Source organism: Pullulanibacillus pueri (assembly GCF_014639255.1).
In the GTDB taxonomy this organism is placed as follows: Bacteria; Bacillota; Bacilli; order Bacillales; family Sporolactobacillaceae; genus Pullulanibacillus; species Pullulanibacillus pueri.
The window spans coordinates 21,164-33,602 of sequence record NZ_BMFV01000015.1 but is presented as its reverse complement, the minus strand read 5'-3'; the positions used below and the strand labels follow the sequence as shown (position 1 = coordinate 33,602).

At 39.8% G+C, this 12,439-nt stretch carries 12 protein-coding genes; all 12 read right to left on the bottom strand.

The window, feature by feature from the left end:
• Window positions 1–284: 284 nt before the first annotated feature.
• The 12 genes from IEV91_RS10750 to IEV91_RS10695 all read right to left on the bottom strand — a co-directional run bounded on the left by IEV91_RS10750 (window position 285) and on the right by IEV91_RS10695 (window position 12,310).
• Window positions 285–1,277, bottom strand: coding sequence for a 2-hydroxyacid dehydrogenase (locus IEV91_RS10750; protein ID WP_188497436.1), 993 nt, complete (start codon window positions 1,275–1,277; stop codon window positions 285–287).
• Between the two features lie 55 nt (window positions 1,278–1,332).
• A complete protein-coding gene (locus tag IEV91_RS10745) occupies window positions 1,333–2,172 on the bottom strand; it encodes a carbohydrate ABC transporter permease (protein WP_188497435.1) in 840 nt (279 codons plus the stop codon).
• Between the two features lie 12 nt (window positions 2,173–2,184).
• On the bottom strand, window positions 2,185–3,066 hold the full coding sequence (locus IEV91_RS10740; protein ID WP_229745540.1) for a carbohydrate ABC transporter permease: 882 nt from the start codon (window positions 3,064–3,066) through the stop codon (window positions 2,185–2,187).
• A gap of 90 nt (window positions 3,067–3,156) precedes the next feature.
• On the bottom strand, window positions 3,157–4,455 hold the full coding sequence (locus IEV91_RS10735; RefSeq protein WP_229745539.1) for an ABC transporter substrate-binding protein: 1,299 nt from the start codon (window positions 4,453–4,455) through the stop codon (window positions 3,157–3,159).
• 117 nt (window positions 4,456–4,572) lie between these two features.
• The gene (locus IEV91_RS10730) at window positions 4,573–5,043 is read right to left on the bottom strand and encodes an RpiB/LacA/LacB family sugar-phosphate isomerase (RefSeq protein WP_188497432.1); all 471 of its coding nucleotides are present in this window, start codon (window positions 5,041–5,043) and stop codon (window positions 4,573–4,575) included.
• A 22-nt stretch (window positions 5,044–5,065) separates the two neighbouring features.
• On the bottom strand, window positions 5,066–6,553 hold the full coding sequence (locus tag IEV91_RS10725) for an aldehyde dehydrogenase family protein (protein WP_188497431.1): 1,488 nt from the start codon (window positions 6,551–6,553) through the stop codon (window positions 5,066–5,068).
• A gap of 30 nt (window positions 6,554–6,583) precedes the next feature.
• On the bottom strand, window positions 6,584–7,744 hold the full coding sequence (locus IEV91_RS10720) for an iron-containing alcohol dehydrogenase (protein WP_188497430.1): 1,161 nt from the start codon (window positions 7,742–7,744) through the stop codon (window positions 6,584–6,586).
• An 18-nt stretch (window positions 7,745–7,762) separates the two neighbouring features.
• Window positions 7,763–8,839 (bottom strand): Ldh family oxidoreductase, encoded by a 1,077-nt coding sequence (locus IEV91_RS10715; RefSeq protein ID WP_188497429.1) that lies wholly within the window; start codon window positions 8,837–8,839, stop codon window positions 7,763–7,765.
• The gene (locus IEV91_RS10710; protein WP_188497428.1) at window positions 8,836–9,513 is read right to left on the bottom strand and encodes an RraA family protein; all 678 of its coding nucleotides are present in this window, start codon (window positions 9,511–9,513) and stop codon (window positions 8,836–8,838) included. The genes IEV91_RS10715 and IEV91_RS10710 overlap by 4 nt, the downstream gene beginning before the upstream one ends.
• A gap of 16 nt (window positions 9,514–9,529) precedes the next feature.
• Complete coding sequence (locus tag IEV91_RS10705; protein ID WP_229745537.1) at window positions 9,530–10,435, bottom strand: NAD(P)-dependent oxidoreductase; 906 nt, start codon at window positions 10,433–10,435, stop codon at window positions 9,530–9,532.
• A gap of 78 nt (window positions 10,436–10,513) precedes the next feature.
• Window positions 10,514–11,206, bottom strand: a complete 693-nt coding sequence (locus tag IEV91_RS10700; protein WP_188497427.1) for an RraA family protein — start codon at window positions 11,204–11,206, stop codon at window positions 10,514–10,516.
• Between the two features lie 75 nt (window positions 11,207–11,281).
• Window positions 11,282–12,310 carry a LacI family DNA-binding transcriptional regulator gene (locus IEV91_RS10695; RefSeq protein WP_229745535.1) on the bottom strand — a complete coding sequence of 343 codons (1,029 nt, stop codon included), beginning with the start codon at window positions 12,308–12,310 and terminating at the stop codon, window positions 11,282–11,284.
• Between the last annotated feature and the right edge of the window lie 129 nt (window positions 12,311–12,439).

The following is a 12,439-nucleotide window of genomic DNA, read 5'->3' as shown; positions in this document are numbered from 1 at the left end:
TAATGTAAGCGATATCATTTTAAGGCATGATTCTCTTTTCCCTCCCCGATGTGTTCTGTTATTTTATTCACTCCTTTTAGGTAACCGGTTCCTGAAACCGGTTACCTAAACTTTAAAGGTTACTCAATATATTGTCAATATACTAACGTTGTTTTAATTTATATATTTTTATTTATATTTCGACAATTTATTTTTACTAGACTTTTATAACAAAAAAGAGCAATCCTAATTCTAATAATTAGTTAGCCCTTTTAAACCCTCTATTCTATTCTGTTTATAGAAAATCACTTGTTTGAATTAAACTTTAAATCAGCTTCATTCACAATATGATTACTTGATTTTCCATTTAATACTCCAATAAGATTCTCAGCAGCAAGCTGTGCCATTAAATGACGTGTTTGAATACTTGCACTCCCAATATGGGGGGTTACAACAACATTAGGGAGTGATAACAATGGACTTTCAAGACTTACAGGTTCTTCCTCAAAAACGTCTAGCCCCGCTCCCCATATTTTTTGGTCTAATAAGGCCTTATATAAAGCCTCTTCATTAACAATCCCACCACGAGAGCTATTAATAAGAATCGCACTTTCTTTCATTAATGATAATTCTTCCTCATCAATGAGGTTCTTTGTCTCCTCGGTATAAGGTGTAAGGATACAAACAAAATCTGACTCTCGTAGAAGTGCTTCTAATTCAACATAATGAATATTAAGACGCTCCTCGACCGCGTACTTACGTGTTCGATTATGATAAAGAATCTTCATATTAAAACCTTGTGCCCGCTTAGCCAAAGCCTCCCCTATTCTACCTAGTCCAATAATCCCCAATGTAGCCCCATGAATATCCTGCCCTGTTAACAGCATGGGGGACCATGTTTTCCAATTTCCATTTCTTAAAAAACAGTCGGCATCAACAATTCTTCTGGCTACTGACATTAAAAGAGAAAAGGTAAGGTCAGCGGTTGTTTCAGTTAATACACCCGGAGTATTTGTTACCGCGATCCCCTGCTTTGTCGCACTTTCAATATCAATATTGTTATAACCAACAGCCATATTGCTAATGACTTTTAACTTCTTTGCACGGTCAATCACTTCCTTATCGATCGCCTCTGTTAACAAACAATATAAACCGTCGATCTCCTGTATTTCTTCTATTAAAACCTCTCTCGGAACAGGAAGGTCTTCCTGTTCCCATATTTTCACATCGCAATGTTCTTTTAATAATTTCATAGTCTCCTCTGGTAGCTTTCTCGTCACAAAAATCTTAGGTTTCAAAGATGAGCCTCCTTAGATTGTCTCCTTCACACAAAAGAAGGTGCTAGCATTCGTATTAACCTTTTATAGAGCCAGCAGTAATCCCCTCTATTAAATATCTTTGGAAGAAGATAAAAATAACAAACAATGGAATCAGAGACAGTGTTGACATGGCAAACAAGGCGCCCCAAGAGCTTTGCCCCATTGCATCTAAAAACATCCTTAACCCTAAAGCAACAGTATACATTTTCACATCACTCAGGTAGAGTAACTGACTAAAGAAGTCATTCCATGTCCAAATAAAGGTAAAAATCATTGTCGTGATCAAAGCAGGTAAGGCAAGCGGAAGGATCAGCTTCCAGTACATTCTAATCGGACCACACCCGTCAATTTCAGCAGCTTCAGACAAATCTTTAGGGATTGTTCTCATAAACTGGACCATAAGGAAAATAAAGAATCCTTCTACACCTAAAAATTTGGGAACAATAAGAGGTAAATACGTATTGATCCAGCCTAAATGTTTGAATACGATATATTGAGGAACAACGGTGACATGAAAGGGTAGCATTAGCGTGCCTAACATTAATGCAAAAAAGACACTCTTAAAGGCGAAACTGAGTTTAGCAAAGGCATAAGCCGCCATTGAACACGAGAGTAAATTTCCAATAATACACATGGCCACAAGAAAAAATGAATTTAAAAAGAATCGTCCAAAGGTAAAACCTGATAATCCCGTCCATCCTTCAATATAGTTACTTAGTGTGAATTTCTTTGGCCAAAAAGAATTACTTTGAAAAATCTCAGTCGATTCTTTAAAGGAACTCATGATCATCCATAATAATGGATACAACATGATCAATCCAATACAAATAATGATGACATGTAACAAAAGTCGTCTCGGTTTAAATGTTGTCATTGAAACTCACCTCTATTCTTGATAAAAGACCCATTTTTTAGATGATGCAAAGACAAGTCCAGTGACTATTGCAATGGTAACAAGCAATAACCAGGCTAAGGCAGAAGCATATCCCATATGGAATTCTGTGAAGCCTTTTTGGTACAGGTATAGCGTATAGAATAATGTTGAATCAAGAGGCCCCCCCGTTCCGCCACTAACAATGTAAGCTGGCGTAAACGCTTGGAACGCATGAATGATTTCCATAATTAAATTGAAAAATATGATCGGTGTTAACATCGGTAATGTAATCTTGAAAAACTGCTGGAATTTATTGGCGCCGTCAATTCGTGCGGCTTCATATAGATCTACCGGTATTTGTTTTAATCCGGCTAAAAAAATGACCATCGGTGCGCCAAACTGCCAGATTGCGAGTATGATCAACGTATAGATGGACGTACTTGGAGTAGAAATCCAGTTGTGACCACTGATTCCGAAAACACCCAACACAGAATTAAGTAACCCTTCACTGTCAAAAACTTGGCGCCACAATAAGGCTACTGCAACACTCCCGCCGAATAATGAAGGCACATAATAGGCGGCTCTGTAAAGTCTCACTGCTCTTATCCCACGATTTAATAGAACCGCGACAAGTAATGCAAAGATAAGTTGTAAAGGCACGCTAAGTAAGACATAGATGGCTGTGACCTTCACACTACTGTAAAATTTCGGATCATGAAATATTTCAATGTAATTTGCCAATCCTGCCCAGTTTGGCGGAGTGAACATATCATACTTCGTAAAAGAAAAGTAGAGTGACGTGAGCATTGGAATTGTTGTAAATCCTATTAATCCTATTAACCAAGGTCCCAAAAAGAAAAAACCGACCCAATTTCTCTTCCAGGCACTTTTCATGAGTAGCACCACCATTCTTGATAAACTAGGAAAAGGACTATCCTTTCCCTAATTTATCGATTTGTAATTATAGAACTTCTTTAAAAGTCATTATTGATTGTTAACGATACTCTCAGCTTTTTTCATGAATGCCGCTGAAGCTGCCTTAACGGATGACTTCCCAAAAGCAATACTATTAGCCGCATTTGTGAATTCTGTTGTCAACTCTGTATTCCCTTTTGGTGGATAAGGGGCTTCACCTGCATATTTAAGTGTTTTTTGGATGAAATCTAACGATTGTTGTTGCCCTTTTTCAAGCTGTGGTTTCACATAGTCATTCATTTTTGTTGACCCCGGTGCCCCTTGTTCAATCTTAAAGATCTTAAGCGCTTTCTCTGAGTTGACAAAGAAATTGATGAACTTCGCCGCTTCTTTCGGATGCTTCGAACTCTTTGTGATACTGAGGTAGGCCCCTTCAACAAATTCACCATCACCAGATGGGCCTTGAGGATGACGTACCATTTCTAATTGACTGTCCTTCATTTGATCTGCATATAGATAAAGTTGATTACCGGGAATATCATGCATAGCGAGTTTACCTTTAGCAAATAAACTTTGTTCCAGTGAGACGTTTGCATATTCATTAACAGTTGCTGCATCAGGTATCGCGCCAGCCTTTCGAAGTGTCTCCCACATGTTGAACCAATTTTCAACATCCTTTTGTGTGAATCCTAGCTTTCCATCTTCGGTATACAGTTGTTTGCCATTCGAACGAAGGTAGTATTCGAAGACAGGCTGGTATTGAATACTTTGATCATCAACTGCCCATGTTCCTTTTAAGCCCTTGGCTTTAATGGCTTTCTGAACTTCGATAGCCTTATCAACAAAATGATCCCAATTCCATTGATCTCCAGGAGCATCCACACCGATTTTTTCAAAAAGACTTTTGTTAACGACCTGTCCAGAGGTTGTAACTCCTTGGGCAATCATATAATTTTTACCACTAATTTTCCCACTATTCACAACTGATTTTGGGAAGTTACTCACATCAATGTCACCAGATTTTATATATTGATCAAGATCTAAAAGTGTATTACGCCGTGCGTAATCTGCTGCATAATTGGGGTGCATGCTGATAACGTCAGGGGCATTACCACCAGCGGTTTGGGTCGCGAGTTTATCCCAATAGTCATTCCAGCTCCCAAATTGTCTTTTGACCTCAATATTCGGATTTTCTTTTTCAAATTCATCTGCAATCTCGTTATATTTCTTATTTCTTGCCGTGTCTCCCCACCAAGAAATCGTGATTGAGACTTTACCATCTGCTGAGGATCCATTATTACTTGATCCGCATCCTGCTAAACTAATGACTAAAATTATAGAAAACAAGCCTATAATCATCTTTTTCATCGTTATGAGTTCCACCTTTACTAAATATAGTTGTCATTGTAGGCATAGGTATAAATTGGTTGGTGAACCAGGAACCCAAAAAGTAAGAATCTTTGATAGAGATAGATTATCAAAACCTTAACCCTTATTCATTAATTCCATTGCATATTGGATTTCCATTTCGTGAAGCTTTTTTACTCGTCTTCTAAAAGGCTTTTCACTACTAAAAGTCGCAGAAATAAAAGCTTGGATTAAATCTTCGACTAACCACGGACCCACGATTTTTGCCCCAATGCACATGATGTTCACATCATCATGTTCCACACATTGATGAGCAGAATGAACATCGTGGCACACAGCAGCACGGATTCCTGGAATCTTATTGGCTGCTATTGCGGCTCCAACCCCTGTCCCACAAAACATAATTCCTCTTTTATGACTGCCTTTTCGAACTCCATCACATACTTGCTGGGCTATATCCGGAAAATCAACAGGCTCTGTTGAATGACATCCAAAATCCGAGACCTCGTATCCCATTCTTTCAAAATAAGGAAGTAAGCTTACCTTCAGTTCATAACCACAATGATCGCTACCTAATGCTATTTTCATCAACAATGCCTCCGTAAGGATTTTACCTTCCCTTTACATACACAGCCTTTAATGTGGTAAAAAATTCTTGGTTGGAGTGACCGATTGAAAAAGCCCCATAGCCAGATTTTTTCACACCACCGAAGGGGATATGTGCTTGGCTGGATGTGCCATGATTGACATGAACCATCCCATTTTCAAGGCTATCTGATAGTTTTTGTGCTGTTTCAAGGGTGTTTGTAAAAACAGATGCTGCAAGTCCATACTCTGTCGCATTAGCAATGTCTACCGCTTCGTCTATGTCCTTAGCCTCAAGCACGACTAAAACTGGGCCAAATATTTCCTCTTTTGCGATTGTCATCTCCGGAGTGACTTTTGTGAATAAGGTCGGAGCAATATAATAGCCGTCCTCATGATTATTGACGAGAAGTCTTTCCCCACCTGTTATAAGAGCTGCACCCTCTTGTTTTCCTAGTTCAATATAGTTCATAACCGATTCATATTGTTTTTTATCAATGAGTGGGCCCATTGTTGCCGCTTCGTCCCAAGCAGGGCCAATACGGATAGAAGAGATTTTTTTCAATAACTGTTGTATAAGGGCTTCTGCTTTATCTTTTAAAACAATCACTCGGCTAATTGCCGTGCATCGCTGACCTGTACATCCAAAAGCAGCACTCACAATTTGCTCGGCCGCTGCTTCCAAATTGTCATAGTCTAAAACGACGGCAGCATTCTTCCCACCTAATTCCAATTGGGTTTTAACAAGACGTGCGGCTGCAATCTGGTTAATGCTTACCCCTAAATCGGTTGATCCTGTAAAGCTTACCCCCTTTACGAGTGGATGTTTGACTAAGGGATCGCCCACTCTACGCCCTGAACCAATGACTAAGTTAACTACTCCGTTAGGAACACCGGCTTTAGCCATTAATTCCATTAACTTTACAGACGTCCACGGTGTCGAAGAAGCGGGTTTCAAAACAACGGTACAGCCAAAGGCTAAGGCTGGGGCAATTTTCCGAACAGGAGTGACCAAAGGAAAATTCCATGGAGCAATTTCTGCAATCACGCCTATAGGATAGGGTCTTACTTGACTGACGATCTCAGGATTCTCACTTGGCAGGATTTGACCTTCCACACGGGAAGCTTCTCCTGCTGCAAAGCGAGCTTCACTCGCAGCCCGTTTTACTTCTCCATAAGATTCTGCAAGCACCTTTCCTTGTTCTGCAGATAAAATATAAGCTAATTCTTCTTGGTGTTCTTCCAACACATCCGCTAGACGATATAATATTTCCGCTCGACGAGAAGAAGAGACGTTTTTCCAAGAGTTAAAGGCTTTATGCGCCGCCTTTACGGCAAGATCCACATCCTCTTCAACTGAGTCTGGAAAATTCCCCAATTGATGATCCTGGATAGCCGCTTCATACAAAGGTTTGGTCTGACCACTTACACTCGGCATCCACTCGCCATTTATAAAATTTTTATAGGTTTCACCAGCATTAGACTCAATCCATCGTCTCATCTCATTGCTCATTGTGTGGATCCTCCTTATGAAATAAAGCTATTACATTGCATTTCTACAAATCTGCTTCAAATCTTCTGTTGTCGTTATCCGAGGATTGACAGGGACATTTCCTGATTCGATAGCTTCTTCAACAACACTATCTAGGGCTTCTTCTGTCACTCCATAATCGGATAATGTTGCATGAATGCCGACATCTTCTTTTAGTTGACGAATGGCTTTCACTGATTGCTCTGCAGCCTCTCTTGGAGAAAGCCCTTCGATTGGCATATCAAATATCTTAGCAATCTCGATAAATTTAGGAATATTCGCCATAAGATTAAAGGCCATCACTTCTGGAAGTAAAATTGCGTTGACAACCCCATGGGGAATATGAAATTTCCCACCCAATGGCATCGCCAATGCATGAGATAACCCAAGGCGCGTCGCATTAAAAGCCATAGCAGCGATTGAACTCGCCATCTGCATATCAGCACGCGCTTCAAGATGATTCCCCTGACCGACAGCCGTTCTCAAACTACGCGCCACTAGTTTCATAGATTGAATAGAAAGCGCTTCTGATATAGGTTGGGTGGCTTTATTAACATAAGATTCAAGCGCATGTGTTAAAGCGTCCATACCTGTTGCTGCTGTAATATGAGGTGGAAGAGTAAGTGTTAATTCTGGGTCGCAAATCGCTAAATCTGGACAATTATACACACTTCCGACACTCAGTTTTATATTTGCCTTTTTATCTGAAAGGACCGAGAAGATTGTGATTTCACTCCCTGTTCCTGCTGTTGTTGGAACTGCGATGACTGGAGCACCTTTTTTTGGCACTTCATTTATTCCGACATAGTCACGAATATGGCCACTGTTTCCTAACATTAATCCAATAGCTTTGGCTGTATCTAAGGAGCTACCTCCTCCTAGACCGACCACAATGTCACAGTTCTCACTTTTGGCGTACTCTGTTGCTACCATAATGCCATCAATATCACCATCAGGCTCGATATCATTGTATATGGCGTAGGGAATTTCTCCCCCTTTAAGGACATCTATTAAGCGTTGGGTCACACCCGCTTTTTCCACACCAGGATCTGTTACAAGTAAGACTTTTGTTCCATTTAATCCTTTGACATGGTGATGTAATTCTTTTATAGAACCGACTCCGAATTCAATAGCCGTAGGCATCTCATACCTGTATAAACGATTTAAAAGCATACTCACACTCCTATTAAATTAATTTTTCTCAGTCTGTGGTGTTTCTATTAAGGCAGCGGAGAGATCCACGCCAAATTTATCGCCCCATGCTCTCAATTCTTCTTCCACTTTTAAAGGTAATTCGATCCCATTTTTTTTACGTTCTTGAGTGGCTCGCTGCTCTAGTTCACCTGGTATAAGAATTTCATTCACATCCGGTGCAGTAGGTTCAGATTTTATTTCATCAAAATATCGGTCAATACGTTCTTTAAACTGACTTACTGGCATGAATTTTGAAATATCAATACCAATAAAGAAATGACCAACATTTTGTGGTTCCTTCCAATTTTCATACATATTATTGACGTATTTTCCGAATCCAGCTCCTGTCAAAACACCACTCAAAATGTCTATAAACATTGAGATGGCATAGCCTTTTGGCCCTCCTAACGGAAGCACTGAACCCTCTAAAGCAGCCTCGGCATCCGTGGTCGGATTTCCATCTTTATCGATAGCCCAAGTGTCGGGAATACGCTCACCCTTTTGGGCAGCATTAATAATTTTTCCTCTAGCAACAACACTTGTGGCCATGTCTAATATAAAAGGTTGATATTTTCCAGCAGGAATACCGACAGAAAATGGGTTTGTGCCTATAAATGGACGGATTCCTCCCGTAGGGGGCATCGTCTGTGAGGCATTGGATAAGACCATTAGAATAATATTTTCTTTAACTGCTTTTAAAAGGTAATATCCACACGTTCCAAAATGATTGGAGCCTTTTACTCCTACAACAGCTGTCCCATGCTTTTTGGTAGAATCTATAATAAGTTCTAATGCTTTACTCCCAACGACGGCACCTATATGATTCTGGCCATCTAATAAAGTCACAGGTCCATCGGATTCGACGATCATCTCACCTTTAGTTTTGATCATTCCTGCTTCTAATCGTCGCAAATAAATATCGGATCGGACAACGCCGTGTGAGTCTACACCGCGGAGATTCGCTTCAATAAGTGACTCCGCAATTACATGGGCATCCTCTGCATTTACCCCTGCTTTTTTAAAAAGTTCCTCTGTGAAGGTCTGGAGTTTTTCCCAGTTGAATTTATGACTCATAAAAGCGTGCATCCCTTTTTCGTTAAAGTCTCATCGATCCAGTCGCGGTTGATTGTCCCCGCTTCTATGGTTTTAAAAATTTCTTTTTCATTCTTAAGTTGTGTGATCGCTCTATCAATAATTTCCTCTGCATAGTCCAAGGGTATAGAGAGCAATCCATCTTCATCACCAACGATAATATCTCCAGGATGAACAATCATATTGCCCACGGTAACAGGAACATTAATCTCTCCTGGACCTTCTTTATACGGTCCCCTGTGAGTGACGCCTTTAGCAAAACAGGGATAATCCGCTTCTTTAAAAGCGGCAGAATCTCGAATTGTGCCATCAATCACGAAGCCCTTGATTCCCTTTTTCTTAGAAAGACGCATCATAATTTCTCCAATAATCGCCTGTGTTGTATCCCCGCCCGCATCCACAACAATGACGTCACCGGGTTCTGCCAAATCAATCGCTTTATGGACTAACAGATTATCACCCGCTCTTGTTTTAACCGTAAATGCAGTTCCTAATAGTTTGGCTTTTTTATGAATAGGGCGCAGGGTTGATGAAGTCCCATGCAAGCGGTTCATATTATCACTAATAAGAGGAGTTGCAACACCACTCAGCCTTTCTATTAAAGCTTTATCTGGACGTGTTTTAAGTGGTAACACTCTAAATCCTAAATTCGACATAGCTCCCTCCCCCTTCTTAAGTTAAAATGAGCTGACTAATTGCAGCAAAATCCTTTTCTGCAAAATCTTTTTCTGCCATTCTAAACAATTGTAAAGCAGCTGCCCCTAGTGGGAGCGCACGATCTGTGCCTTCACCAACAGCAATTTGGATATCCTTTCGCATTAAAGCAAGCTTAAACCCAGGATCGAAATTTTTACTGATAAGCGTGTCTAGCTTGTTCAAAAGCATCCATGAGGCACCCGAACTATTACTGATGACTTCCTTCAACATATTGAAATCAACATCAAGTTTAGAGGCTAAAGAAACAGCTTCTGCTGAAGCCACCATATGGATGCCTGCAAGCATTTGATTAATCGCCTTCACTGCTTTCCCTGCACCAATGGGTCCCACTAAATAAATGTTTTGTGCCATTGCATCCAATACCGGTCGGACTAATTGTAAAACGTCATCCGTTCCACCAGACATTACTGTTAAAGTGCCATTTTCAGCCCCTGTTGTCCCGCCACTAACTGGAGCATCCAAGACTTTAACCCCTTTATTTTCATAGATGCTATTAACTCTTTTCATCATATCGGGAGATCCCGAAGTGGCTTCTATTAAAATATGTTTCTCTGTTAAATGGTTTATGACCTCATCTGAAAGGAGCACTTCTTCCATTTCTTTATCTGCAGGTAAGATGCTTATTAAGATCTCACTATGCTTAACGATCTCAGCTAATGAAGTCTGTTCATGAGCTCCATCTTTGACCAGTTCTTCAACAGGGACGCGATTTCTATGAGCCATGACATGTAATTCAAAACCTGCTTTTTGCAGATTTTTTGCCATTGGAAATCCCATCGCACCAAGACCTATGAAACCTATTTTTTTGCTTCCCATCATCAATCCCCTTCCAATCAGAATGGGAAAGAGCCAATTCAACATGGGCTCTTTCCTTCTTTGAAATTTTCCATTTCTTTAACATTGCTGGTTTTACCCAATGGGTATGTAGTTAATGAATAATTACTTAACAGTCTCATCCAATTCCCAGCCCAAAGCTTCATATTTTTCTTTTCTACTCACTTTATCGTTACCAAGTTCTTGATGCGCATATTTCGCGACATCACGGGCAAGTTTACGAGGAACGACAATAACACCATCTCCATCAGCAACAATCACATCTCCGGGGTAGATCGCTACTCCACCTATAGCTACTGGAACATCCTTAGCATCATAACGAAGACGGGCTTGATCCATTCCTTGAGATACAAACTGTGACCAAACAGGAATCCCTTGCATAATCACTTCATCGGTATCGCGAATACCTCCACCATTTAGCAAGAACCCACGATTTCCTTTGGCAAGATAAGACAAGGTATTATCAGAACCTAGTAAGCCAACATCAACGCCACTTACATCAATGACCATAAAGTCACCATCAACAATGTCATCTCCCCAAGGATAGATACAAATGTTGTTATAATAGTATCCAACCCATTCGGTATATTCTTCAGGAGTCATTTTGGGTACGGGCCCTTCAAATGGCAAATAACGAGCTGTTCGGGCAATTCCTACCACCTTTGTTCTGAAAAGCGGTCGAAAACTATGATGGACAGTCCCATAACCATGCATACCGACCCAATCCATACCATCACGTACATCACATACACGTAAATCTTTATAAAGCTCCAAAATCTCTTGTCTATCGTCTGTCATTTTCTCATTACTCCTTTAATGGTTTATTTTTATCTCGCTTCTTAAAATAAGTCCTGTCTGATTTTACTTGTTACATCACCTCCTTAAATCTAGTCCCTGACGGTTTAAATTTGAAGATTCTCGGATAATGAGCTTAGGTTTCAAAACAACTGTCTCTGGCCTCTGAGCATTCTTTTCAGTAATTGATCTGACAAGGATTTGGGTTGCGATTTTCCCCATCTCGTACCCTGGCTGATTCACAGTTGTAAGAGGAGGTTCCAAATACTTGGCCCACGGGGTTTCGTCATAACTTACAATCGCTATATCCTCAGGGATTTTTAAATTTAATTGTCTAATAGCGTCGATTAACTCCAATGTAATCATGTTATTTGTTGAATAAACGGCGTCGGTATCATGGTTTCTTTTTAAGAAATCCATTGTTACTTGTTTAATAGATTTTGAAAGTGGATCAATTTCAAGAATTCTGAGATCGTAAGCAGAGAAACCATTGATTAACATTGCTTCCCTATAGCCCTCTACTCTCTCCTTCCATGTACTCACATAAGGATTTTTATATACGGTTACAGCAATTTTCTTTCTTCCATTATCTAAAAGATGATTCACAGCTAACTTTGAGCCCTGGACATTATCGCCAATGACTTGATTAATTGAAAAATCCTTTAAGCGACGATTGATCACGACTAAGGGATAGTTGGCTTGAACTAATTGCTGATACAATTGCAAATTTCTCACTGTGGGGTTAATCACGATCCCATCAACTTGCCGCATTTGGAATTCTTCAATATAATGTTTTTCCTTCTTCGGATCCTCATCGGAGTTACAAATCATCAAACTATATCCTAATTTATGACAAGTATCTTCTACACCTTCTAAAACAGTGGACCAAAAGGGATTATTTAGATTTGATAACACGATTCCAATGATATTAGTACTCATTAATTTAAGACCCTTTGCTAAAGCATTGGGGCGATAATTCAGTTCTTTAATTGTTTTGATAACTCTTTGCTTAGTCTCCTCTTTCGAATGGGAATAATCCCCATTTAGAATTCGAGAGACTGTTGTTTTTGATACACCTGCTTTTTTAGCCACATCATCAATGGTCACTCTCAAAAACATCACCGTTTTCTACAAATAAGTTGTGTTTACTGTCATAACTAGTGATTCTTATGGTTATTGTTTTTTTGGGAACCCTTTTCGGGAATCGATACCCAAAAAGGCTAAAATTTTTTGGAA